This window comes from Fibrella forsythiae (assembly GCF_017353175.1).
GTDB classification, from domain to species: domain Bacteria; phylum Bacteroidota; class Bacteroidia; order Cytophagales; family Spirosomataceae; genus Fibrella; species Fibrella forsythiae.
The window spans coordinates 1,129,093-1,155,306 of the sequence record NZ_JAFMYW010000001.1 but is presented as its reverse complement, the minus strand read 5'-3'; the positions used below and the strand labels follow the sequence as shown (position 1 = coordinate 1,155,306).

Here is a 26,214-nt window from a genome sequence, read left to right as displayed (position 1 = left end):
CGGCCGTTCTTTCCAGTGCATCAATGCAACAACTCCGTTCCTATGTAAGCTGGCATTGTCACCGCCTTCCCTATACGACAAGAGCCTCCCGTTCAGTAGTTTGCTGACCACTGAACGGGAGGCTCCTTATTGCTGCCGGGCTGTCGGCTCCGGGTGTGCTGTTTATTTTACTCGCTTGGCAACGGCGTCGAAGTTCATCAATGCACCTTTCAGATTGTCGTCATCAACCTTTTTGAGTTCGATAGCCAATTCTCCGGCCTGGGTAGAGTCAAAATAGATGACCAGCTTGTTGGCGCTCTCGTCGATCTTCGTAATCGGCAGTTTCGGCGCGGCGGCATCGGCAGTATTGGTCAAATCACCGGTTAGTTTACCGTCTTTACGAACCAGCGTCGACAGGAGTTTTACGTCGCCCATTGGTGTACCCGCGATCCCGATTTCCCATTTTCCGGCGTAAAAGTCAGCGGGAGTAGCCGCCACAGTGGATGCGGCCGGGCTGGTTGATTGCGAAAAGCCGCTGTAGGCTACGCCCAAAAGCAGGAAAGCGAGGATAATGCTTGTTTTTTTCATTATGCGAACGAGTTGACTGGAAAATGAGAGATAGAAAAGGGAAATGTGTGTGTTACTGGGCTGTTGGTGATAAAATGGCTTCAACCCCCATCACAACCATCAGGCTGCCAAGCGGATCTTTCGGATTGACAAAAACCAGGTACACGTCGTGCGGTTTACTATCGAACGGAACGGGCAATTTGAGGGGTACGTTCAGGGCCGACGGGTTGAAGTCGAGCTTGTCGGATGGTTCCAGGAACGACGACTCACCCACAACTTTTCCGGTAGGGCTATCCAAACGCACCTCAACCTTACCACCTTTTGCGTTGAGCTGCGGTTTGGGGGCCATGGCCATCAATCGAAGTTCAGTTAGCCCGTTTAAGTCGGCCTGTTTCAGCACCATATACGCACCAGACTTGGCCGGAATGGCCAGGTTATTACCACCGAACGACATTTTGTTTACGTTGTCGTAGGTATCGAAACCGTGTACGTCAACCTTGGCGTTCCGCAATACAAACGTTTGCTCTGACCGGAGTGAAGGCAGACCTTTTGCCCCTTTGTCTTCATACGAGGCCCGTACTATGTAAACGCCTTTTCCCTTGTCATCTTTAGGCAGGTTGGCTGTGTAACTGCCAGTCAACGGCAATGCACTGCTGCTGGCAGCGTCGGCCGATACGTTCAGGATGTACTTGACCATCTCCGACGCATCGGCTGCCGACAGTTGCGGATGAGCAGCCATAGCCGTTTCACCCCAAACACCACTACCGCCCGAGATTACTTTTTTGGTCAGTCGCTCCAGGGCAGACTTGTCATCTCTGTACTTTTTCGCCACATCCATGTAGGCCGGCCCGATCGACTTCTTATTTACGCTATGGCAACCTTTACAATCGCTAGCTTCGATCAGTTTCTTACCACCGGCAAACAGCGCAGTGGCGTCGGCCGACCGGTGGCCCTGTGCAATGGCTATTTTGTCGAAGCCTTCGGGCATGTAATCGATATTGACAGCAACGCGCTCGGGATCAATGCCTTTCCCGAGCGTGCCGTCCTCCTTGTCACTCACTTTTACGGCGTACTTAAACGATTTGTTGGCCGCAAAGAACGATTTGTTGCTACCGGGCAGATCAACCGTTAGTACGGGTGCTTCGTTGCCTACGGTGATATCCATTGCTTGAGAAGCAATACCTCCTTTTCCGTCGCTGGCTGTCAGCACCGCTTTATACACACCCGCTTTCGCAAGCGTCAGGTTAGCCTCGGGCGTGTTGATGAGTTTCGTAAACCCATTCTTCGATGTGATTTTCCACGAATAGGTCAGGGCATCACCATCGGCATCGGTTGTTCCTTTTGAGCTAAGGCTAAGGTTCAGCGGTACCGACCCCCCCATCTTGTTGGCTGCCACCTGAAGCTGCGGTTTCCGGTTGCCGCCGTTATACTCAATCCGAATCAGTCGGGCATCATCGTTGGCCGTAAACCAGCCCGAGCCGTATTCGAGCATATACAGGTCGCCGTTGTCGGCAAACTCCATATCCATCGGGTTGCTGAATTTATAGCTTGGCATGAATCGCTCCATCGATTGGTAGTTACCGTCTTTGTCCATGGTTACGGCCATAATCCAGCCGCGCATCCAGTCGTAGGTCAGCAGTTTTCCGTCGTAATAGTTTGGGAAAGCGTTGGGGGCGTTCTTGAAATTGTCGGCGTAAAAGACCGGTCCTGCCATGGCATTACGGCCACCGGCACCCACCAGCGGAAACTCGGGCGAGGCGTCGTACGGATACCAGATAAAGGCTTTCTGGGCCGCTGGTAGTACGTTCAGGCCTGTGTTATTCGGCGACGTGTTTGAAGGCGCATTGGCATCCCATTGCACACCCGACTTCGACGCGGCAAAGTCATACTTGAAATACGCTTTATTATCACCCACGAAATGCGGCCAGCCAAAGTTGCCGGCCTTGCGTGCCTGCCCTACCTCATCATGACCAGCGGCACCCCGGTCGGCAGCTGGTTTGGCCGCGTCGGGACCAACTTCACCCCAGTAGACGTACCCGGTTTTCTGATCGACCGAGATACGGAACGGATTGCGGTGGCCCATGGTGTAAATTTCCGGGCGGGTTTTGTCCGTTCCTTTTGGAAACAGGTTGCCTTCCGGGATCGTGTAGGTTCCGTCGGTCTGTGGTTTGATGCGGATGATCTTGCCCCGCAGGTCATTGGTGTTGGCCGACGATTTCTGGGCATCCCACGCGCTGCGACCTTCCCGCTCATCGCTGGGGCTGTAGCCGTTCGAGCCGTGCGGGTTGGTGTTATCGCCCGTCGAGAGATACAGATTACCCGAGCGGTCCCAGGCAATTGAGCCGCCGGTATGGCAGCACTCTTCCCGTTGCGTAGGTACGTCGAGCATCTTCTTCTCCGATGCCATCACCAGCTCATCGCCTTTCAGTTCAAAGCGCGACAAGACGTTTTTAGACTCTTTCGGATCAGAGTAGTACAGGTACAGCCAGTGGTTCTGGGCAAAGTTCGGGTCTTTGCTCAGGCCCATCAGCCCATCTTCACCCATCGACTCTTTGCCTTCTTTGCTTACATATTTGGTGCTGACCGGAAGCGTAGCGATGGTTTTGAGCTCCTTCGTTTTTGTGTTGTAGAGCCGCACTTCGCCTTTACGCTGAATGAACAGAACCCGACCGTCGCCCAGCACGCTCAGTTCCATCGGCTCATCCAGTTTCTCGGCCAGAATGGCTTTGTTGAACCGGTTTTCTTCTGGCCGTGCTTTGGCGTAGTTCAACGGTTTTGGGGCATCGCCGCCCGAGGTGTAGTTGATGCCAGCCCAGAGGTGGTTCAGAAACAGCGGTTCTGCGAACGATTCGTCGGTGTGGCCCATGGCCGTGTAAAACGAACGGCCCCCGTCGAACTCCTGGTACCAGCTCATCGGGTGGAAATCAGGGTTCTTGCCTCCTGTGTAGCTTTTTTCGTCGATTTTCAGGACGACATTGATCTTCGGCGAAATGTCTTTAAAGCTGTAAAACTCATCGCTGCGTTCAAACTCGTCGGGCATCCCCTGCGTGGCCCAGTTGTTTTTCATGGTCACGATATACTTCCCTTTCTGCACGTTGTTGGGCATCGGGTGGTCCAGGAAGTAGGCGCCGGCCAGCTTGCCATACCACGGCCACTCGTACTCGGTATCGGTTGCCGCGTGAACACCAACGTACCCACCACCCGCCTGGATGTAGCGCTCAAAAGCCGTTTGCTGCTCGTTATTAAGCACATCGCCGGTCGTATTCAGGAAAATAACGGTGTTGAATTGCCTCAGGTTAGCGTCAGAGAACTGCGACGCATCTTCCGTAAAACGCACCTCGAATGCTTTATCCGCGGCCATTTTGGCCAGGGCTTTCTTCCCCGCTTCGATCGACTGATGCCGGAAGGCTGCCGTTTTGCTGAAGACCAGCACGCTGCGTTTAGGCGCCTGGGAAAAAGCTGCTTGAACCAGCAGGCACAAACCCAACGCCAGCAGGCTGATTTTGAAGGACTTTTCTCGCATGTAGATTGGAAAGTTTACTCGTTTAAGCAAAGTAAAGGCAAAAATTCTTTATTGTCTAAGAGTTAGACAATAAATTTGATACAACTTTATATAGCCGTTGTACCATGTACGAGACAGTTCATACCAGTAAATCAATCCGGGAGGCTGGCATGGTATCCTGGCTATCTTTGCCAACCGACCAATCAGTTACAGCAGAAAACCACTACATGTATTCCCGGAACGAACAGGACTATATTCAACAGTTATCAATCGACTGTGTCATTTTCGGCTATCGGGAAAAACAACTCAATGTGCTGGTGCCTAAAATGGATTTCAGGGGTGATTTCTGGGCGCTTCCCAGCGGTTATATCGGGCAGGATGAAGGCATCGGTCAGGCCGCCCGGCGTATTCTGGAAGAACGAACGGGCATTCAGACTATCTATCTCGACCAGTTCTGTGTTTTTGGCGATGCTGAACGCAGCAATGCGCAGGTGCTTGAACGTCTCATCAGCCTGAACGGGGATAAACTGGTTGAACGGGGGTTGAACAGCAAAGCACTGGAATGGATCACCCGCCGGTTTGTCTCGATCGGGTACTACGCACTGGTAGACATCAACAAGGTAATTCCCCGAAAGAATGAGATTGACGAGTCGATCGAGTGGTACCCGATTACGCAGCTACCTACCCTGATCATGGACCATAACGAAATGGTGGCAAAGGCGCTGGAAACACTCCGTCTGAACCTGGATCAGAAACTGATTGGTTTTAATCTGCTGCCCGAAACGTTTACCATGAAGGAATTGCAGGAACTGTACGAAGCCATTTTCGACAAGCCCTTCCCCCGCAACAACTTCCAGAAGAAGATACTCGACCTGAACGTGCTTGAACGGCTGGAAAAGAAGTTTACGGGTGCCGCCAACAAAGCACCTTACCTCTATCGGTTTCAGCAGTAGCGCATGCTGTTGAGCCCAGGATGGCATTCAGGGGCTAATCGGTGGTCGCCCCTCGTTTGGCTACGGTAGATGGCGAGTGGCCGAACTGTTTCCTAAAAGCATACGAAAAATGCGACAGGTCCTCAAAGCCAAGATCGAGGTAAATTTCCGACGGTTTTTTGCCGTTTCTTTCCAACTGAAAGTAAGCCTCCTGAAGACGTTTTTTTACCAGCCAGCGGCTCGGTGTTTCGTGGAAGAGCTGCTCAAAGTCACGTTTAAATGCAGATAGGCTTCGCCCGGTTAAATAAGCAAACCGCTCGATACTCACATTGAACGTGTAATGGAGGTTCATAAACTGTTCGAGATTGATTTTTTCCGGATGGCCGAAATTGAACAGGATAGAGGCGAGGGCTGGCTGCTCATTCAGCAGAATCACCAATAGTTCGCTTCGCTTTATATCACTGAACTCAGGCCTGATTATGCCATCGCCATTCAGATAAGGTGTCAACGATTGAACAAAGTGGTGTACCAATCGATTTTCGGTTAGTTTTACCAGCGATCCGGCAGGTCTGCGACCTTCTGATGCATAGGCATAACGTACCTGAAACGCTTTCAGAAACGCCTGATCAAAAAAGATGACTACTTTTTCAAACCGCCCCTGGTCTGGTTGCTTGCTGTATTTGGCCAGCCCGTTCCGCACGGCCAGTCCGTAGTCGCCTGCCTGAAGAGAATATTCGGTATTCCCGTCAAATGCTGACATACAACCTGTTGCCAGGTAAAGAAAGAAATGTTCCGGAATGAATTGATTATCGGAAATTGTCGGGCTTATGTAGCAGGAGGATATGGTCGAAAACGTCATTCGGCGATTTGCACAACTTAGAGGGTAAACAGGAATCAGCGGTAAATGAGATGCTTTAACCAGCGGCTTTATACCTTTCCATTGGCGATTAAACTGACTGCTGTGGCCAGTAAGGCCTCTTCGTTCGATCGGGGTGCCCAGCCAAGCAGGTGCCTGGCTTTCTCGTTACTGGAATCTCTGTAGCGGCTAAGTAATGGGAGGATACTCTTGGCGGTGGGGCTAACGAACGAAGCGACCCTGACTACCCAGTCGGGTAATTTTCTGGTCGAAACACGCGATGCGGCATCGCCCAGTTCGGCCTTAAATAGCCGGGCAATTTCCGGTAATGACACCGTTTTGCCAGCCACTGCCAGAAATCGCTGCCCGTTTGCGGCCGGGCTGGTCATTGCGCGGATATGCAGATCGGCTACGTCACGAACATCCACAATGCCCAGTGTAATATTGGGTATCGACTTCATGGACCCGTCGAGTACTTTCTGTAGGAGTTCGAATCCACTTGACAGCTCGGGACCGAGCGATGGCCCAAAGATGCCTACCGGATTGATAACCGACAGTTCCAGATTTCCGCCTTGCTGTTCAATGAAGTTCCAGGCGGCCTGTTCAGCCAGCACTTTAGATTTGTTATAGGCTGAAAGACCTTTTTCCGCTGGGTCGGTCCAGCTTTCTTCAGTAATGATTTTGGTCGTATCGGTATGGCTATACCCAACGGCTCCGAAATTTGAGGTCATAACCACCCGTTTTACGCCTGCGTCCCGAGCGGCTACCAGTACCCTGATGGTGCCATCGACCGCCGGACGAATCAGCTCGTTCTCGTCTTTAGGTACGTTCAGAAAAATAGGTGAGGCCACATGCAATACATAGGTGCAGCCGGCTGCCGCAGTGGCCCAGTTGGTATCACTCAGTAAATCGGCCTCAATGAACGTAAGCCTGCCCGATGACCGGATACCCGCCGTTTCGACCATATTCAGAACGTCGTTCCTGCGTTTAAGCGAGCGAACGGTCGTTCGTACAGTATACCCCTGCTGTAGTAACTGAACGATGCAGTGCACGCCAACAAAGCCCGTTCCGCCGGTAACGAGTACCATTTTGTCTGAATTGTCCATTGTTATTTAGTCTGTCGATTAATGACACAAAGGACAGGCGAAACGCGGCGACTAACTTTGTTGAAACGTCCAATCTTGCTTTGTTGACACGTTCAGAATGCGCACTATATTAGTCTCGCTTCGGCTTATACTGAAGAACAACGATACCGCAATCGAAGGCTTTTGCCTGAACCAGCGTTAACTGACGGGTAGTATCCAACCCACCGAAGATGGCCATACCATTGCCGAGTGCGGCCGGATTGATAAACAGATGAAACTCGTTGATCAGACCGGCGTCGATCAGCGATGAAACGAACGTACCCCCACCGTAAACGATCAGATCACCGCCCGGCTGGTTTTTCAGCGCGTTGACCTCCGTAGCCAGATCGCCAGTGGCCAAAACGGTATGGTCCAACACCGACTCGGTAAGCGTTTTGGTGAAAACGACTTTTTTTGACCCGTTCATTTTGTCGGCCCCCGGCGCTTCCGGGATAGACGCCCAGTGCGGAATAAAGCCCTGCGCCAGCTTCCGACCCAGCAGGATAGTATCCACCGGTTCAGTCAGGGCCGTTACGTACTGGCCGATGTCGGTTGTCCAGCCAAAGGTCAGCCAGTCCATTTCTCCGTTGGGGCCAGCCATAAAGCCATCCACGGTGGCTTATACCTGTAATTTTAACGTTCTCATCAGCATCGATTTGTTCTGTTCATAAACCCACATGTTCGCCACCGATGCAAAAAGGGGACTAGTCGGAAAAAGTAAAAGCCGCGTCAGCAGGAGCTAAACGCGGCTTCCCGGTACGTTAAAACGAACCGCGACTTAATCTTATGGCTGTCCTTTACCGCCTGCTGACCCGTAGACCTGACCGGTGGCAAAGCTGGCATCACTGGCGGCCAGCTGTACGTAGATTGAGGCTAGCTCGGCGGGTTGTCCGGGGCGGCCAAAGACGGTATCGCTACCAAAGGTTTTTACTTTTTCCTGCGTGGCACCGCCGCTAGGTTGCAAGGGCGTCCAGATGGGGCCGGGAGCTACGCCGTTGACCCGTATTCCTTTTGGACCAAGCTGCTTGGCTAATGATTTTACGTAGTTCATCGTGGCGGCCTTGGTCTGCGCATAATCATACAGGTTGGGCGAGGGGTCGTAGGCCTGCTCTGAGGTGGTGCCAATAATGGCCGACCCGGCGGGCATATGCGGCAGCGCGGCTTTGATAATCCAGAAAGGCGCGTAGATATTGGTTTTCATGGTCGCGTCGAAATCCTCCGTAGTCAGGTCAAGGATTGATTCGCGTTGTTGCTGCCGCCCGGCGTTACTAACCAGAATATCCAGGCCACCCAGCCCTTTTACAGCCTCATCGACCAGCCGTTTACAGAACGCTTCGTCGCGAATGTCGCCGGGAATGGCAATTCCCTTGCGGCCGGCTGCTTTGATGAGGGCAATCACTTCCTTAGCGTCGGGCTCTTCGGCGGGCAGGTAGTTGATGGCCACGTCGGCTCCTTCGCGGGCATAGGCAATGGCCGCCGCCCGACCCATACCCGAATCACCACCGGTAATCAGCGCTTTACGACCTGCCAGACGGCCTGATCCTTTGTAGCTGGTTTCGCCATGATCGGGGCGGGGTACCATTTTGCTGGCCAGACCCGGAAAGGGCTGCGGCTGCTCTTTAAATGGTGGTTTGGGGTATTTCGATGTTGGATCTTCGAGGGCAATTGGTGCAACGGTATTCATGGGCTCTGGTTGAGAAGTGGCTAACACGGGTGTGGCAATGACGGTGGCTAAACCGCCGCCAAGGCCACCAATGACCTGGCGTCTGCTAAGTTGATTCTCGTTGTTCATGGTTGTAAACTGTCGTTGAATAAAAGTGTATCGATATGTAGTAGTTATTGTCTATCGATATTGTTGACTAACTAATATGACGCGTCAAGGTTAGCTGACTCACGTTTTTTTACGTCAGTAAGTCGAATTAGTGTGCCTATGGCACAGACTACGCCCAGGTACGTACCTGAATGCGTTGCCACCAGCGAACTGACCGCCGGGTGGTGGAGCAGGGGCGCAGAGGGAAGGAAGTAAGCTCCTCGGGTGTTGTGCCGGGAAGTTTGGGCGGGAAGCATTAAAAATACGGTAACCGATCGCTTTGCATGACGGGACTCACTCCATCAACCCGTTATTCTATGACCAGGCGGCCGCTGCTCAACACCATCATACTTGTTCCAGTTGTTATACTCGCCTTGCTCGCCTCGGCAGCGAGCAAGGCCGCACCGCCCTGCCTGCCCGTTGGCCTCCAATGTGAACACCTGGTCAATCCAATTGGGCTCGATGCTCCTGCGCCTCGATTTACCTGGCGGCTGGTGGATGTTCGAAAAGGAGCGAAACAGACGGCCTACCACCTACTTGTTGGTACCGATTCACTGGCGGTAGCCCGTGGTACAGGCGCTGGCTGGCAGTCAGGAAAACTAGCCTCAGATGCACAACTGGTCACATACGCCGGGAAATCGCTTCAACCGTTTACGCGGTATTTCTGGCGGGTAGAGGTGTGGGATAAAGACGGGAAGCCGTCGACATCGGCTATCGCCTACTTTGAAACCGGCATGCTGAACAGCCGTAACTGGCAGGGTGCCTGGATTAGCGACCGTAACGATGTGGACCTAAAACCCGCGCCATATTTCCGCAGAACCTTCAAAACAACCAAAGCCATCAAATCGGCACGGGCTTATGTGGCTGCGGGTGGGCTGTATGAACTGTACCTGAACGGGCAGAAAGTAGGCAACCACCGGCTCGACCCCATGTACACCCGCTTCGATCGCCGCACCCTTTACGTAACCTACGACGTAACCAGCCAACTGCTCGCTGGTAGTAATGCCATTGGCGTGTTGCTGGGCAATGGCTGGTATAATCACCAGTCAACCGCCGTTTGGGATTTTCATAAAGCGCCGTGGCGGGCACGGCCCACCTTCTGCCTGGACCTGCGCATCACCTATGCCGACGGATCCGTCGAACTGGTTTCGTCGGGGAAAGGCTGGAAAACGAGCCTTAGCCCAATCGTTTTCAATAGCATATATACGGCTGAACACTACGACGCCCGCATGGAGCAGCCCGGCTGGAACACGGCCAGTTTTTCAGACTCCACCTGGAAAGACGTGATCTATCGGGCGTCGCCTTCACCAACTATTGTGGCGCAGGCTATGCACCCGATTCGGAACGTAGAGGCGATTCCGGCCAGAAGCATCACCAAAATCAACGACACGGTATTTGTGTACGATCTGGGGCGAACAATTGCCGGCGTCAGCCAGTTCAGCGTCAGCGGGCCGGCCGGTACGACCTTCCGGCTGAAACATGCCGAACGGCTGTATCCCAACGGCCGGGTCGATCAATCCAACATCGACGCCCATTTCCGGCCCGTAGGTACGTCTGATCCGTTTCAGACAGATCTGTTCATTCTGGGTGGCAAAGGCGTGGAAACCTTTATGCCGCATTTCAACTACAAGGGTTTTCAGTATGTTGAAGTGACCACCAGCCGCCCAATGGAACTGACCCGCGATGCACTGACGGGCTATTTCATGCACAGCGACGTACCTGTGGTTGGTCAGGTAACATCGGCGAATTTAACGCTGAACAAAATCTGGGCGGCCACCAACAGTTCCTACCTCTCCAATCTGTTCGGCTACCCAACCGACTGCCCGCAGCGTGAGAAGAACGGCTGGACGGGCGACGCCCACATTGCCAGTGAAACGGGCTTGTACAGCTTCGATGGTATCACCGTCTATGAAAAATGGCTGGCCGATCACCGCGACGAACAACAGCCCAACGGGGTGTTACCGTCCATTATTCCGACCGGAGGCTGGGGCTACGAATGGGGGAACGGCCCCGACTGGACCAGCACCATCACGATCATTCCGTGGAATGTGTACCTGTTCTATGGCGATACAAAGATCCTGGCTGATAATTATGACAACATGAAACGCTACGTCGATCACATCACGGAGCTGAGCCCGTCTGGCCTGACCACCTGGGGCCTGGGCGACTGGGTGCCGGTTAAATCGAAAACGCCGGTCGAGTTCACCTCGTCTGTTTATTATTTCACCGACGTATCGATTGTGGCGAAGGTGGCGGCGTTGTTGGGTAAACCAGCCGATGCTGCCAGGTACGTTGCGCTGGCTGCCAAAATCAGGAATGCCTTTAACGCCAGATACCTGAACCGGCAATCGGGTGGCTACGGCAGCGGCCTGCAAACCGAACTCAGCGCGGCGCTGCATTGGGGGCTGGTGCCGGATGACAGGAAGAGCCAAGTGGCTGCCACGCTGGCCAGGCGGGTGATAGCCGATAATAACCACATCGATGTTGGCCTGCTGGGTACAAAAACGATTCTGAACGCCCTGAGTGACAATGGTCAGTCTGATCTGGCCTACGCCGTGGCCTCGCAGGAGACCTTCCCCTCGTGGGGCTGGTGGATACGAAACGGCGCAACAACCTTGTACGAAAACTGGCCGATTGACGCAACGAGCGATATCTCGATGAACCACATCATGTTCGGCGAGATCGGTGCCTGGTATTATAAAGCCCTGGGAGGCCTTAAACCTGATCCCACCCAACCGGGCTTTAAGAACGTGTTGCTGGAACCGCATTTCGTAACGGGCCTCGACCACTTCGAGGCCTCTCATGACGGTCCGTACGGCACCATTTCTTCTGCCTGGAACCGCTCAGGAAAAGCCGTTCACTATCGTGTGACCATCCCGCCAAATTCAACGGCAACCCTAAAGCTGCCGGGTGAACCAGCCACTCATAAACTGGAAGCAGGTACGTATCAGTTCGATATTCGCTAGCTGCAGAGCTTTACTCCCAACACGTACGTGAAGCCACACCGCCCCCAAAACAGCTGATAACAATAGGGGCCGGAAAGCGGTTACTTTTAGTGAACATCTGTACGGAAAAACGCACTCAGGTACGTTGCTGGTTAGTTCCTGTTTTTCCTAAACCAACTGCCCCATGGACGAGAACGAGGTCCCCGAATTGTCGGACGATGAAAAGAAACTGTTTGAGGATCTGATGCCTGAAGACCTGAACGACATTCTCGATACGGGGGTAAATCGACGGCATTTTCTGAAGCTCATGTCACTGGCTGGTAGCGGCCTGCTGGCTGCTCAGTCGGCAGTGGCTGAGCAACTGTTCACTAAACCGATCGGCCTGCCAACATCAGCGGAATTAGCCCCTGCTTCGGTCGAAAATGGCGTAAACGTAGCCTTTAAGGTCAACGGTGCGGCCCGCAAACTGCTGGTCGATTCGCGCATGACCTTGCTGGATACGTTGCGGGAACGGCTGGAACTGACTGGCTCGAAAAAAGGCTGCGACCACGGCCAGTGCGGAGCCTGTACGGTGATCCTGAACGGACAGCGGGTGTTGTCGTGCCTGACTCTGGCCGCCAGTTGCGAGGGTAAAACCGTACAGACAATTGAAGGCCTCGCGCAGGGAAGTGGGTCAACGGTTCGGCTGCATCCGGTACAGGAAGCGTTTCTGAAACACGACGGCTTTCAGTGTGGATTCTGCACACCGGGGCAAATCTGCTCGGCGGTGGCACTGATAGACGAGGCAAAACGAGGTGACGCCAGTTACGTGACGGCGGACGTCCGCAAAAAAGCTGCCCCTTTGCAGTTATCAACAGAGGAAATTCGGGAGCGGATGTCGGGAAACCTGTGCCGGTGTGGTGCCTACGCCAACATCGTTGCGGCCGTGCAGGAAGTTCAACATGGAAAACCGGTCGAGCAAACGTTCCGGTTTTCGGCCTAACCTTTTTACTCACGTACCTATGCGACCCTTTGTATACAACCGGGCCAGCGACCCCACTACGGCGCTGAACATGCTGTCTGGCAAGCCAAACGCGAAATTCCTGGCTGGCGGCACCAACCTGCTCGACCTGATGAAGGAAGACGTTGAACGTCCGGCCGAACTGGTTGATATTTCGGGGCTGGCGTTAACGACCATCAAAACGATCACCAGCGGGCCTAATCAGGGGGGCGTTTCCATTGGCGGGCTCGGGAAGAATACTGATGCTGCCAACCATCCGCTTATTCGGCAGCAATATCCGCTGCTGACACAGGCTATTCTGGCGGGCGCATCCGGGCAGATTCGGAACATGGCCACCAACGGCGGTAACCTGCTGCAACGTACCCGGTGCCCGTATTTTTATGAGGTTTCGATGCCCTGCAACAAGCGTGAGCCGGGCACGGGCTGTGGCGCGCTGGAAGGCATTAACCGCCTGCACGCCATCTTCGGCTGGTCTGAAAAATGTGTAGCCGTGTACCCGTCTGATATGGCTGTAGCGCTGGCAGCGCTGGATGCCATTGTGAAGGTCAGGAATGTAGGCGGGCAGGAACGCGCCATTGCGTTTGCTGATTTTCACCGATTACCCGGCGATACTCCACACCAGGACACGAATCTGGCACCGGGCGAACTGATCACCGCTATTGAGTTGCCCCCAAGCAAGCTTGCCGACAAGGCCTATTACCTCAAAGTGCGCGACCGGGCGTCATACGCCTTTGCGTTGCTGTCGGTGGCAGTGGGGCTGGAAATGGCGGGAAACAGGATTACTCAGGTACGTATTGCGATGGGGGGCGTGGCCCATAAACCATGGCGCGCACTGACCGCCGAGAAAATGCTGGTGGGTAAAGAGGCGACTGAAGCGAATGTCAGGCTGGCCGCCGAAGCAGAAATGGCCGCCGCTAAACCGCTGGAACACAACAAGTTTAAGGTGGAGCTGGGAAAACGAAGCATTGTGCTGGCGTTACAAACGGCATTGAACGGAGTTGGTTGATTGGTTGAGTAGTGAATTGGTTGCTTGGTTTTTCGGCTTCACTTCGCGCTTTAAGCCCGGGTACGTTACCAGTCACAAAAACGAACCAGTCACCTAGTTAACCAATGAACCGAATTATCAGATAACCACTCAACCAACACCATGCAGGACAAAAACAAACTAACCGGCACGCCCATCAGCCGGATCGACGGCATCGCCAAGGTGACGGGCAAGGCGGCTTATTCAACCGATTACCCGGTTAAGGATCTTGCCTACGCCGTTCTGTTTAAAAGCACCATTGCCGCCGGAACGATTCTGAACATCGACACGTCGGTTGCCGAAAAAGCACCCGGTGTGTTGGCGGTGATCACCCATAAAAACGCTCCGAAGCTGAACGTCAACGGTGGTCTGCGCGGTGGTTCACTGCTGCAAAGCCCGGAAGTCGAGTTTTTCGGCCAGCACATCGGTATCGTTGTGGCCGAAACCTTCGAGCAGGCCCGGCACGCGTCCCATCTGATCAGCGTAGATTACGATAAAAAAGAGCCTAAAGTCGACTTCGAGACACTGGCGCCCAATGCTGTTCTGCCTAAAGAGAAAGACAAAGCCGATGCCAGCCGGGGCGATGCCAAAGCGGCGTTGAGTTCGGCAGCCTATAAGGTCGAGGAAACATACAGCACACCCATTGAGCACCACCACCCGCTGGAACCACATGCCACCATCGCCGAGTGGAATGGCGACCGTGTAACGCTCTATAACAGCTCGCAGATTGTCAACGGAGCACAGACGTCGGCGGCTAATACGCTTAATATCAAGCCAGAACAGGTGCGTATCGTTACGCCGTACATTGGCGGCGGTTTCGGTTCGAAAGGTGGGCAGTGGGCCAATCTGGTACTCACGGCCATAGCGGCCAAACAGGTGAATCGGCCGGTAAAACTGGCCCTGACCCGGCAACAGATGGTGAACTCGGTAGGGTTACGTCAGCAGAACTTGCAGAAGGTAAGTCTGGCTGCCACGCAGGACGGTAAACTGACGGCGCTGGCACACGAGATCACGACGCACGCCGCCATTAAAAGTGAGTTCGTTGAACCCTGCGGCGACTGCTCGAAGATCATGTACGACGTACCCAACTCGCTGATTACCTACCGGGTTGTGCCCATGAACGTGATCTTGCCCACCTACACACGCGGGCCCGGAAAATCGACCGGTAGTTTCGCGCTGGAGTCGGCGATGGACGAGCTGGCCCACAAACTGAAGATGGACCCAATTGAGCTGCGCATCAAAAACGAACCCGCCCGTGACCCGTCGAACGGTAAACCGTGGTCGTCGCGGAAAGCGGTTGAGTGTCTTCAGGTAGGGGCGAAAGCGTTTGGCTGGGAAAAGCGGAAGGCCGAACCGGGCCAGAACCTGCAGGGAAACTACCTGATCGGCTACGGCGTAGCTGCGGGAACGTACCCGGCCCATCAGCGCCCAACCTCGGCGGTGGTGAAGCTTAAACGGACCGGCAATGAGGTTACGGCCACCATTGAACTGGCTGCCGCTGATCTGGGCACAGGTACGTACACCATTCTGACCCAAACAGCCGCCGATGCACTCGATTTGCCTCTCACGAATGTGACGGTGGTTATTGGCGACTCTGATTTGCCCCCCGCCGCCGGTGCCGTTGGCTCGGTAGGTGCGGCCAGCTATGCCAACGCAGTGAACGATGCCTGTCAGAAAATTACGGATGAACTGATCACGCGCTCGGGTAAGCAGTTTTTTGCCCGTCCAACGGCCTCGCAGATGATGCTGTCGGAGAAGATCACCGAATACAAAACGCGGGTCGATGCCAAACCGCTGGAAAGTGCGGAGGCGTATTCGGCCCACAGTTTCAACGCCAATTTTGCCGAAGTGGCCGTGAACCGGTTTACGGGAATGGTCAGAGTAAATCGATTTCTGGCCGTGACCGGAGCCGGTACCATCCTGAACCCGAAAACAGCCCGTTCGCAGATCATCGGCGGCAACGTCTGGGGCATCGGCATGGCGCTGACCGAAGAGTCGATCCTCGATCCCCGGTTAGGCAATTTCGTTACCCGTTCCTTCGCCGATTATCACGTCCCGTCAAACCTCGATATTGGCGACATGGACGCCATTTTTATTCGCGAAGACGATCAGAAAGCCAATAAAATGGGCATTAAAGGCATTGGAGAAGTGGGCATTGTCGGCGTGGCCGCTGCCGTCGCCAATGCCATTTTCAACGCCACCGGCAAACGCGTCCGCGAGTTGCCGATCACCCCGGACAAGCTGATATAACTGTTGGTTTTCAGGCTTAAACTGCTTAAACGGTTCAGGTTCGGTGTTTTGCCGCCCCGCCAGAGACCTGATGTGGGTAAACAAGACGAGTCGGGTTCATGAAAACACGTCCTGTCATGTCCCTGACAGAAGTCTGGATGAACTACGCCGGTGTGTCTCTCTGGCCAGGCAGATACTGCTCATCATGTATGAATCCCAACGGGCCTGGACCCGGTTACTGCCGCTACTTTTGCAGTATTGCACCGGGTTGAATGAACGTATATAGGTATTTATGATAAGCCATAAGGTAGTTACTTCCGGTAGCAGGTCGTTTAATTGCGTTCTTTTGGCAAACTTTGGGCATCCAATTGTCTTTGCTGTCCGTTCCTAATGAAAATAAGAAAAGCTGTTATTACCGCTGCTGCCCGTGGCGAACGATTATATCCGGTAGCCGATACCATCCAGAAAGCCATGCTGCCGGTTATCGACACCGACGGTCTGCATAAACCCGTTATTCAGGCTATTGCCGAAGAGGCGTTTCTTAGCGGTATCGACGAAATCTGCGTAGTGTGTGCCCCCGGCGATGGTGAACGCTACATCAGCGCCTTCACGTCGCTGCGCGACAACCTGGTTAAATCGTTCAAAAATGTGGACTGGGCGCGGCAGGAGGCCGAAAAGATCGACCACCTCATCAGCCGCACCCAATTTGTTGAACAACCCGAACCACTCGGCTACGGACATGCCGTTCACTGCGCAAAGGACTTTGTCAACAATGAGCCTTTCCTGCTGTTACTGGGCGATTATCTCTACGTGTCGAATTTGATTGGCAAACGCTGTGCGGCTCAGCTGATCGAACTGGCGGTTGAAGAAAACTGCTCCGTATCAGCCGTTAACCCAACTATTGAACACCAGATTGGCCGCTACGGAACCGTTACAGGCAAGCACGTACCCAACAAGAGCGGGGTGTATCAGATTGAAAAACTGATTGAAAAACCATCGTTAAGCGTGGCCGAACTGGAACTGCAAACACCAGGGCTGCGGGTGGGTTATTACCTCTGTTTTTTCGGGATGCACGTGCTTACCCCAACCGTTTTTAGCCTCCTTGAGAAGCACATTGCGCAGGGTGGTAGTAACACACCCCTGACGCCGTCGCTACAGGAACTGGCCGAATCTGAGACGTACCTGGCGCTGGAAGTAAAAGGAAATCGCTACGACCTGAGTGGCCGGACGGGCCTGCTCCGGGCACAAATGGCCCTCGGCCTGGCGGGCGAAGCCCACGACGAGACACTCACCTCCATGGTGGAGTTGCTGGCAGAGGCAAACGCACGAAAAGCGCAACTGGTGTAAACGTTTCTATTTCCCGCTGGTATAGCCCCCCGTCCTAAAGGGGGCTTGCCGGCCCAACCTTATTGCTGACGCACAACTACTGACTTGCCAGCGGGGCCCCTTTAGGGCGGGACGGTCCGCCGCTGCGGGGCACTGTTCAAACCATGAATGTTTTTATAGAAACCATCACGTCGGCTGATCCGGCCGTGCGTAATCGCTCCTTTTTCGATCTTAGCCGTTCTTTTTCTACCAGTAGTCTGCTAAAAGCGCTGCGGGAACTCGATGATTTTCGCAAGTCTACGCCGAACCTGTACGATAAAGTAAGGGCTATTCTCTTTCTGTCGGCCGGGTTTCGCTTTTCGCTGACCGACGCGCCGGAAACGCCAGCTATTGGCAAGATTCCCTATGCCGGTTTTGAAGACCTGTTGGCGCGCCGGTTCGAACAGGCTATTGTGCGGTTCCTGCAGGATCTGGACATGCACGGGCCAAGCGCTACGCTGTTCAGTGCCCTGGCCGACAGCTACCATCAGTTGTCGTTTCAGATCCTGGCCGATCAGGTCAGGAAAAGCGTGCGGTCGAGCAAAGGAAACCAGTGGATGTTCCGTGTTGGGCATCAGACCGAACACCCGATCCGTATTCAGCCCAGGCTGCTGCAACGGCCTGATAATTCGCTTTTTTACCCTATTCTGCACGAACAGACGTCGGTACGGATGGACCTGACCCACAGTGGCTGGTCGGACATTTTCTTTCTGGGTATGGATTATCCCGAAGGCGCCCGCGTTATCAACATCTCCATCGATCTGGGCGTTTTCGGGCGCGATAAGGATATCAGGCCACCACTGGAATGCTACGTGCGGGTAATTTCGGAACCCGTTCTGCGCCTGACAAGCGTTGACCTGAATACTACCAAGGATATTCACGACCTGGGCGATCTGTTCAATTTTGGCAATGATTACCTGAGTCTGGTCAAAGCAGGAGTGATTGCTTCCGGCCTGATTCCGCCCTCGTTTGAAGGGACGAATCAGGCGTTGCCTGAGATTCTGGCCCGGATCGTTGCGCCGGGTATGGGAATTGAACTGGTCACGAAAGTGAATGACATTCCGAAAGGGTCCCGCTTTGCGGTGTCGACCAACCTGCTCGGCTCGATCATCAGTCTGCTGATGCGGGCCACGGGCCAAACCCGGAACCTGGAGGGCGGTCTGGAAGAGAGCGAACGGCGGCTTGTTGCTTCGCGCGCTATTCTGGGCGAGTGGATCGGCGGCTCCGGTGGCGGCTGGCAGGATTCGGGGGGCGTTTGGCCGGGCATCAAGGCCATTCAGGGTACGTTTGCGCAGGAAGGCGACCCCGAATATGGGATCAGCCGGGGTACGTTGCTGCCCCGCCACCGGGTGTTGCAGGGCGACGATGTACATCCCGACATTCAGGAAAAGATCATGAACTCGCTGGTGCTCATGCACGGCGGCATGGCGTCGAACGTTGGCCCTATTCTGGAAATGGTTACCGAAAAGTACCTGCTCCGGGGCGATAAGGAATGGGTTGCCCGCCAACAGACAAACCAGATTTTCGATAATATTCTGGGTGCCATCAAGGAAGGGGATATCCGGAAACTGGGGGCCAACACAGCCCGGAACTGGGAAGGGCCCATCAAAACGATTATTCCCTGGGCGTCGACCTACTTCACAGAACAGATTATTGCCAAAGCCAAAAAGCAGTTTGGCGACGACTATTACGGCTTCCTGATGCTCGGCGGCATGTCGGGTGGCGGCATGGGTATGTTCGTTAATCCGGCTAAGTATGAGGCGTATAAGCTGCAGGTGCTGGAGATTCTGCGGAAAACAAAGAGCGAACTGTCTGATTCGCTGCCGTTTGCCATGGAACCAGTGGTGTATAACTGGAGCATCAACCCCCGCGGTACGTGGGCAACGCTGCAAGAAGGCACCGACGCCCTGATGCCGGAGCCGTACTACGGGATTCACGTGTCGGAGCTGGTGCGGAAAGATCCTGCCTCCATTCCCTACGGACGCCGGGCGGAAATTGATTTCTTTACAACCCATTGCGAACGGAATAATCAGGCGTATCCGTTGCTGCGGACGATCATCAGCAACCTCTTCAACGTATCGGATCCCTCTTCACAGGGTAACCGGAGTGCAGAGAACGAAAAGGCCGACCGGATCAAGAAAGACAACGGCTTCGACTACATCCAGCACGAAGAGATCAGGGAAGAGATTCAGCGCGGGCGCATTGGTTTGTCGCGGAACCGACTGCCGGTCGACACGTCAATTGAAGATGTGCAGGCGGCTGATATTGTGCAACTCGACCCCACGGCGACCTCGGCCAGGGTGGGTGAAGAAGCCATTCGGAAAGGTAAGGTGGCCGTCTTGAGCCTTGGTGCCGGTGTGGGTAGCCGCTGGACGAAAGGTGCTGGCGTGATCAAAACCATCAACCCGTTCGTTGAACTCGACGGTGCACATCGGAGCTTCCTGGAAATTCACCTGGCGAAGACGCGGAAGCTGGCCGAGACCTACGGCGTTACTATTCCGCACATCGTTGCAACCAGCTACATGACCCACGAACCAATTCGGAAGAAACTGGAACAGACCGGCAACTTCGGGTATCCGGGGGCAACGTACCTGTCGCCGGGGCGGTCTATCGGGCAGCGGTTTGTGCCGATGGAACGCGACCTGCGTTTCCTGTGGGAAGAAACACCGCAGGAAACACTGGATGAGAACAAGCAGAAGGTGCGCGATGCCGTTCGGCAGTCGATGATCAACTGGGCCAAATTGAAAGGAGAGGGCACTGATTATGTAGACAATATTGCGGCGCAACGGTTTTCGCCCCTGGGCCATTGGTATGAGGTTTCGAACCTGTTGCGGAACGGCACGCTGGCGAAGCTGCTGGCCGAACACCCGGAGGTGGAAACGCTGATGCTGCACAACATCGATACCCTCGGTGCCGACGTTGATCCGGCGGCGCTGGGTCACCATCTTGAATCGGGAAATGCGCTCACGTTTGAAGTCGTGCCGCGCCGGATCGAGGATCGTGGGGGCGGACTGGCGCGTGTAAACGGGCATGTCCGGTTGCTGGAGGGGCTGGCTCAACCGCGCGAAGAAGACGAGCTGAACCTGAGCTATTACAACTCCAATACGACCTGGATCCAGATCGACCCGCTGCTTCAACTGTTTGGCCTGACCCGCGACGATCTGCAAACCGGCGACGAGGCACAGCTGGCCAAAGCGGTGCGGAGCGTGGCCCATCGGATTCCGACCTATGTGACGCTCAAAGACGTTAAATACCGGTGGGGTCATGGGCAGGAAGATATTTACCCGGTAGCCCAAATCGAAAAGCTGTGGAGCGATATGTCGGCCCTGACCGATGTTAAGTGCGGGTATATGGTGGTGCCCCGGTTCCGTGGGCAGCAGCTGAAAGACCCGGCCCAGTTGGATGCCTGGGTTACCGACGGCAGCAAAGACTACGTAGCTACGTTATGTACGTTTGCATAACCAACTCGGGCTGGTTGTAAACTGATCGACGCCCCCCTGATTGCTGATGCTCTGGCAAAAGCAAGGCAGGGGGGCGTTCGCGTTTCGGGGTAAACTAGGAAAGGCCAATGGCCGTTTATACATTATATGGAGGAGGAACAACGTGCCTACCGTCGGCAGCAGACCATCGATGTGCCGGCTCATCTGTTCAGTGACCGGCTCAGTCAGGTTAGTGCGGCCCGCTCGTCATCAGGGTCGGTTTATTCGCGGCTGGCGTTGATTCATCAGGTGGCTAAAACCGTTGCCACAGAGGCCGTGAGCGAATCGGGACGTACCCCCGTAGATCTGACCATCGACGAACTGACCGACCCGCCGCTCTACGAGGGAGCTACCGACACCGAGCCAGTAATTATCCGGTTTAGCTATACTGAATAAGTGCAATATGATTAGCTGCCCTGTCTATGCCCGGGTACGTTTGTCACTAAAGTGTTCATCGTATGCAGGCGGAGCTGAGTTTCCAACAAATTGAGCAGTTCATTCAGGATGGGTTTGTGCGCATCGACGATGCTTTTCCGGCAGAAGTGGCACAGGCCGCCCGAACCATCCCGCCAATTATCTCGACTGGCGAGTCAACGTTGTTTCGAGAGGACGAGCCTTGTTGATGTTGTTTCTCTTCTCCGATTGTAGCGAACAGGATGCTCCTACGCGTATCCGTACCGGCTCCCATCGCGACGTGGCCGCGTTACTACATCTGGCCGGTGACGCGGGCCTGTCATTCATGGAACTGGCCGGTAAGCTGGGTGAACTGCCCGATCGAGATGAAGCCCTGGCCACGGGCAACGCGGGGACGGTATATCTATGTCATCCGTTTCTGGTTCATGCTGCACAGCTGCATCGCGGCACAGAGCCCCGGTTTCTGGCGCAGCCACCGCTGCTACTTCAGGGTGAACTGACCATCTCGGGTTCAGCAACGGGGTATACGCCTGTTGAAGTTGCCATTCGAGCAGGAACAGGAGCCGGGAGTACCGGCTGAATAGCCAGCAATCCGGCCAACGGATGGGGTGGTCCTGCCAGTGTTTGCTACTGCTTACAGGCCATCAGCATATCCTGTTCAGCCGTCAACACCTGCGTTACTTACCAGCGGGCAGGCTGATCACAAACTCGGCACCTTCGCCCTCCTGACTCTTAATGACCAGTTCTCCGCCATGCCCTTTCGTTATGATATCGTAGCTAAGGCTAAGGCCCAGACCCGTACCCTCACCGGTTGGCTTGGTGGTAAAAAAAGGCTGGAAAATCTTGGCTCTGATGCCGTCGGGAACGCCGCTGCCATTATCCCGCACATGAATGTCGACCTTCCCGTTTTGCCGGCAGGTACGTACCCGAACGGTTGGTTCGTAGTTGGCAGCTGGTTCCATTTGCCGGGCTTTCTGCTGTACAGCGTAAAAGGCATTGGTAAACAGGTTCAGCAGCACCCGGCCTATATCCTGTCCCACGATGTTCAGATGGGGCAGATTGGGGTCGAACTCCGTAATGAGCTGGCAGTTGAATGAGTTGTCTTTTGCCCTCAACCCATGATAACTCAGTCGAAGGTATTCATCGGCCAGGGCGTTGAGGTCGGTTAGCTGCCGTTCGCCGGTACTGCTGCTGCTATGTTTCAGCATGCCGCGTACAATGGCTGAGGCTCGTTGGCCGTGCTGAGAAATCTTGACCAGATTAAGGGAGAGATCGCCCACGATCTCATCGGCATATTCTTTTTCGTCGACGGGCAACAGCATCAGTGAACCTTCTTTCAACTCCACAACCAGTTCGCTGCTTACCTCGGCAAAGTTGTTGACGAAGTTGAGGGGGTTCTGAATTTCATGGGCGATGCCCGCTGTCAGCTCGCCCAGGCTGGCCATTTTTTCTTTCTGGATGAGCTGAACCTGCGTGGTTCGCAGCTCGTTGAGCGATTGTTCGAGCTGTTCGGAGCGCAGTTGCAGCAACGCATTCTTCTCGCTGATCAGGCGCAGGGCGCGGTTATTCGAGTTGGTAAAGACAAACGCAATGATCACGATTATCAGCATCAGCCCCATAATGATGTTGAGCCGAAAGAATAATCTGTACTCATTCAGGGTGATATGATTGGGAACAACAACGCCCCGAAATTCCAGGTACCAGAGTACAAGCAGCAGGGTCAATGAGAGGCTCAGTGTGATGAGTCCCCCTTTCTTTCCGAGCAGGAACGTACCTACCAGCGGCATCACCACCAGCCAGATCGTGACGTCGCCGTAGAATCCGCCGAGGTAAAAGCACTCCAGAAAAACGAACAGTATACCAAACAGATTAAAGGCATAGCCCAGCGCCAGGTACGTGATCACCCCGGCCTTGAAAAGGAACAGGGCGGTCACGAAAACCAGCAGGTTCGCCAGCATGATGTAAATGCCGGGTTCATACCGCAACCACAGGCAAAGAATGAGGTAGTTCAGGGTGAACAGGGAGGTCAGCACAACGGAGTTGACGATGATCGTAGCCTGTCGCCGGTTTTCCTCCGTGCCCGAAAAGTCTGGCGGGAAGAAGTAGGTGCTTACGCGTTGCAGCATATTATCCGACCAGTTTAAACGCAACCAGACAAGCGACCAGCATAACAAGACCTTCCAGCAGGCCGCCAATCAGGGCCCAGCGCCCACCAGCGACCGTTGCTTTGCGAATAAAATACGGAACCGGGAATACAAGCAGGGCTTCGGCCAGGTAGATGTAGTACGGTACGCCATGCCATTCCGGTGCGTTCACGTAATTCCACCAGCCCCCCTGAATAGCCCAGTTTTCGTAGAGCGGAATCAGAATGCCACTGATCGGAACAAGCAGCAGACCCGTTTGCAGCGGGCTAAGGCGTTTCATGATCAGGTAACCAATAAATCCGATCTGCGTTAGTACAACCGTCCAGCTGAACGGCATGTAGGCCGGAGAATCCCAAAGCCGTGGTTCGGGGCGGGGGTATATGAGCGTGTCGGTAATGGAAACCAGGTAGTAATCACTGGCCAGTTCGGCAAAACCGGCTACAAGCGCAAACGCCAGAATAGCACCTACCACCGTGTCGCGACTGAGGAGTACGTAAGCGGCATACAAGGCCGTCAGGCCATACCCCCAAACAGCGGCCGTGTGCCAGCCAAGGTTGAGATGACTGTCAAGAATGAGCAAACCAACCCCCAGGGTCATCATACCCAGCATGAACGGCACCCGAAGGGCATGAGCCCTGCCCACTTCGCCGCCATGAACAGCGGGAGGGGCCGTAACCGACCGGTTGGCCACGATCGTCTCTGGCCGGCGGGATAGCTTATCCTGCACCCAGTAGAACGCGATCATCAGGGCGAAACCAACGCCGTATACTATGCCCCAGGCCAGGAAAAGAGCTTTCAGCCAACCCGGCGGATGGCCGTAGGGTAGCCCCCGCTGGTAGCGGTAAGCATCGTACCACTTGTGGGGGACGAAAAAAGCAGGCTCGTGCAGGTTCCAGATCTGGCAGGGCTCGGCGTTGACCTTCGCTGCGTCGATGATGCAGTTGACGGCGCGGCGGGCAGCTTCGTTGGCTCCTTCCATCGTGGCCAGATCCGTGTTGGTTCGCACGTAATCGGAGGCCAGAAACAGGTTCGAGATGCCGCCTACATACGCATCGGGGCGCAGCCCCCAGCTATCGACGGTATTAACCAGCAGTGGCTCGTGGTTGACGGCTTTCAGGTCAGCCATCGCTTCGCCCACGGCCGAAGCGGCGGGGTCAGCTGCGCCGGGCGGTGCCTGCATGTTAATGGAGTGATCCAGATAATAACCTTTATAAGCCTGGCCGTGATCGTTGTAAACGCCCTGCCGCATGTCATCGCTCAGGACCACGGTGCCGTTTACGTTGAGGCTGCGCTTAAGCTGCGCCCAAACCCGGTCGGCAATCTCATCGAACGTCTGGCAATCTTTCGCCTTCATCGGCTTTAGATCCGGGTCGTTTTTACTGCTGAGCGTGTTCCAGTCGGAAATGTCGACCGAGAAGATGGTTTTTACGGTGCCATCGCCCCGCTCGTCCATCCGGTAGCCCGACCAGAAGGGAAGCTGCGAGATCGATGTCAACGCCCACTCGCTGTCTACATAGATGCAATGCCCCTGAACAATGTCGATCTCCTGGTTGAGGTAAAACTGGATGCCGTTCATCCAGGCAACGTTGCTGGCCAGTTCATCGAGTGGTTTCAAACTGCCACTGTTCTTTTTTACGCTATGCTCAAAGAGGGTGGTGGTCACCTCAACCGGGGTTGCCAGCAGGTAAAAGTCGCCCAGGGCGGGCGGGTCGTAGTTGAATGCGTTGGCTGTCGTAGCTGCTGAACCAGGGGCCAACGAGCTGGCAGCCTGCGCTTTTTGCCAGTCCCGAATCGTCACCGCCTCAATACGCCCGTCGGCGACTACCAGCTTTTCAACCAGCGCACCCCGGAAAAAACGGACTCCCTTACCGCTCAGGTACTCTTCCCAGGGTTTCAGCCACACATCGGTGGTAGGGCCGTTCAGCACTCGGTCGGTATGCATGCCGGGGTTGGCGATGTTGAACAGCAACTGGATGAAAATATCGCCCCCGGTTTTAGTGCTGGCGTGTTTGGCGTTGGCGGCCACCAGCGTGCGGGTAAGACCTTCCACCAGCAAATGCTGATACGGCTTGCTGTGGCTGCTGGCTTCCATGAATTGCCACCAGCCAATTTTTTCGTAATCCAGCTCCCGCCGACGTTGGCAGGAGGTCATCAGCTGCCACACTTTACTGGCAAAAAAACGGGCCTCGCCGGGCAGTAATCCGGTATCGTGGGTATGTAGGACGGATAGTGCTGCTTCAAGGTCGGCCAGCGATTTGGGGAAGCTGACAACCGTGATGATTGGGGGCTTGCCGTTGCGCAGAATACCAACGCGCTGCACATCAACCAGGTTGTCGTATACGCCATTTGGGTTTTTCCGGCCTGTTGCGTCGGTGAAGGGGATGCGCTTCATCGTGTCGGTGATGTGCCGGTAAAAACCGGGGAAAAAGCGGAAGCCGTGTTCGCCCGGTAGCGGCGCATGCTGGCCACCGCCTGCCTTCGGAAGCTCAGAGCCAGGTACGTTGACAGACCGTGCTTTGCCGCCCAGGTACGTAGGCTTTTTTTCGTAAACATCAACGTCAAATCCCCGCTCAATCAGCTCGTGAGCGGCACTCAATCCGGCAACGCCTCCTCCGAGGATAACCACTTTTTTAGGCATAAGTCAGGAATAGGGGGATAGCACTGATAACCAGCTAGCTATATACAATTTTTTTGCCTGAAAACAGGTTCTGACAACAACAAAGTCATGAATGCAGAGAAGTATGTCGTACGACTAATGCCTAGTACTAACACGTAGAGAAACTATCTACGGTTTTTGGTTCTTAAAGAGCGTTTCTGACAACCAAAGCAACGTACCTGACACGC

Annotated in this window: 19 protein-coding genes; 10 read left to right on the top strand and 9 right to left on the bottom strand. The window is 54.6% G+C overall.

Annotation, left to right across the window (positions count from 1 at the left end; translation table 11 throughout):
• Window positions 1–162: 162 nt before the first annotated feature.
• Both J2I46_RS05225 and J2I46_RS05220 read right to left on the bottom strand, forming a co-directional pair.
• Entirely contained in the window at window positions 163–567 is a 405-nt protein-coding gene (locus J2I46_RS05225; RefSeq protein WP_207327856.1) for a hypothetical protein, read from the bottom strand.
• Between the two features lie 52 nt (window positions 568–619).
• Window positions 620–4,069 carry a ThuA domain-containing protein gene (locus J2I46_RS05220; protein WP_207327855.1) on the bottom strand — a complete coding sequence of 1,150 codons (3,450 nt, stop codon included), beginning with the start codon at window positions 4,067–4,069 and terminating at the stop codon, window positions 620–622.
• A gap of 206 nt (window positions 4,070–4,275) precedes the next feature.
• Here J2I46_RS05220 and J2I46_RS05215 point away from each other — a divergent pair, with 206 nt between their 5' ends.
• On the top strand, window positions 4,276–5,001 hold the full coding sequence (locus tag J2I46_RS05215; RefSeq protein WP_207328125.1) for an NUDIX hydrolase: 726 nt from the start codon (window positions 4,276–4,278) through the stop codon (window positions 4,999–5,001).
• Window positions 5,002–5,035: 34 nt separating this feature from the next.
• Here J2I46_RS05215 and J2I46_RS05210 read toward each other — a convergent pair whose 3' ends face one another.
• The 5 genes from J2I46_RS05210 to J2I46_RS05190 form a co-directional block, all read right to left on the bottom strand.
• Complete coding sequence (locus J2I46_RS05210) at window positions 5,036–5,839, bottom strand: helix-turn-helix domain-containing protein (RefSeq protein ID WP_207327854.1); 804 nt, start codon at window positions 5,837–5,839, stop codon at window positions 5,036–5,038.
• Window positions 5,840–5,907: 68 nt separating this feature from the next.
• Window positions 5,908–6,942 carry an SDR family oxidoreductase gene (locus tag J2I46_RS05205; protein ID WP_229379517.1) on the bottom strand — a complete coding sequence of 345 codons (1,035 nt, stop codon included), beginning with the start codon at window positions 6,940–6,942 and terminating at the stop codon, window positions 5,908–5,910.
• 109 nt (window positions 6,943–7,051) lie between these two features.
• Complete coding sequence (locus J2I46_RS05200) at window positions 7,052–7,573, bottom strand: dihydrofolate reductase family protein (protein WP_310588989.1); 522 nt, start codon at window positions 7,571–7,573, stop codon at window positions 7,052–7,054.
• A gap of 171 nt (window positions 7,574–7,744) precedes the next feature.
• Window positions 7,745–8,752, bottom strand: a complete 1,008-nt coding sequence (locus J2I46_RS05195) for an SDR family oxidoreductase (protein WP_207327853.1) — start codon at window positions 8,750–8,752, stop codon at window positions 7,745–7,747.
• Between the two features lie 71 nt (window positions 8,753–8,823).
• Window positions 8,824–9,027: a hypothetical protein gene (locus tag J2I46_RS05190; protein ID WP_207327852.1), complete on the bottom strand. Its 204-nt coding sequence runs from the start codon at window positions 9,025–9,027 to the stop codon at window positions 8,824–8,826.
• A gap of 27 nt (window positions 9,028–9,054) precedes the next feature.
• Between J2I46_RS05190 and J2I46_RS05185 the strand changes: the two genes are divergently transcribed.
• The 9 genes from J2I46_RS05185 to J2I46_RS05150 all read left to right on the top strand — a co-directional run bounded on the left by J2I46_RS05185 (window position 9,055) and on the right by J2I46_RS05150 (window position 21,806).
• Window positions 9,055–11,736: a glycoside hydrolase family 78 protein gene (locus J2I46_RS05185; RefSeq protein WP_229379513.1), complete on the top strand. Its 2,682-nt coding sequence runs from the start codon at window positions 9,055–9,057 to the stop codon at window positions 11,734–11,736.
• 163 nt (window positions 11,737–11,899) lie between these two features.
• Window positions 11,900–12,697, top strand: coding sequence for a 2Fe-2S iron-sulfur cluster-binding protein (locus J2I46_RS05180; RefSeq protein WP_207327851.1), 798 nt, complete (start codon window positions 11,900–11,902; stop codon window positions 12,695–12,697).
• Window positions 12,698–12,716: 19 nt separating this feature from the next.
• Entirely contained in the window at window positions 12,717–13,721 is a 1,005-nt protein-coding gene (locus tag J2I46_RS05175; protein WP_207327850.1) for an FAD binding domain-containing protein, read from the top strand.
• A gap of 141 nt (window positions 13,722–13,862) precedes the next feature.
• Window positions 13,863–15,989 (top strand): xanthine dehydrogenase family protein molybdopterin-binding subunit, encoded by a 2,127-nt coding sequence (locus J2I46_RS05170; protein WP_207327849.1) that lies wholly within the window; start codon window positions 13,863–13,865, stop codon window positions 15,987–15,989.
• A gap of 369 nt (window positions 15,990–16,358) precedes the next feature.
• Window positions 16,359–17,315 (top strand): UTP--glucose-1-phosphate uridylyltransferase, encoded by a 957-nt coding sequence (locus tag J2I46_RS05165; protein WP_207327848.1) that lies wholly within the window; start codon window positions 16,359–16,361, stop codon window positions 17,313–17,315.
• Between the two features lie 143 nt (window positions 17,316–17,458).
• Complete coding sequence (locus tag J2I46_RS05160) at window positions 17,459–20,794, top strand: UTP--glucose-1-phosphate uridylyltransferase (RefSeq protein WP_207327847.1); 3,336 nt, start codon at window positions 17,459–17,461, stop codon at window positions 20,792–20,794.
• A 126-nt stretch (window positions 20,795–20,920) separates the two neighbouring features.
• A complete protein-coding gene (locus tag J2I46_RS05155; protein WP_207327846.1) occupies window positions 20,921–21,208 on the top strand; it encodes a hypothetical protein in 288 nt (95 codons plus the stop codon).
• Window positions 21,209–21,270: 62 nt separating this feature from the next.
• Window positions 21,271–21,435 carry a hypothetical protein gene (locus tag J2I46_RS32795; RefSeq protein ID WP_229379512.1) on the top strand — a complete coding sequence of 55 codons (165 nt, stop codon included), beginning with the start codon at window positions 21,271–21,273 and terminating at the stop codon, window positions 21,433–21,435.
• Complete coding sequence (locus J2I46_RS05150) at window positions 21,435–21,806, top strand: phytanoyl-CoA dioxygenase family protein (protein ID WP_229379510.1); 372 nt, start codon at window positions 21,435–21,437, stop codon at window positions 21,804–21,806. The genes J2I46_RS32795 and J2I46_RS05150 overlap by 1 nt, the downstream gene beginning before the upstream one ends.
• Window positions 21,807–21,903: 97 nt before the next feature.
• On the opposite strand, the gene J2I46_RS33315 is transcribed toward J2I46_RS05150, so the two are convergent.
• Window positions 21,904–23,352, bottom strand: coding sequence for a sensor histidine kinase (locus J2I46_RS33315; protein WP_207327845.1), 1,449 nt, complete (start codon window positions 23,350–23,352; stop codon window positions 21,904–21,906).
• Between the two features lies 1 nt (window position 23,353).
• Window positions 23,354–26,008 (bottom strand): hydroxysqualene dehydroxylase, encoded by a 2,655-nt coding sequence (locus J2I46_RS05140; protein WP_207327844.1) that lies wholly within the window; start codon window positions 26,006–26,008, stop codon window positions 23,354–23,356.
• Window positions 26,009–26,214 lie beyond the last annotated feature (206 nt).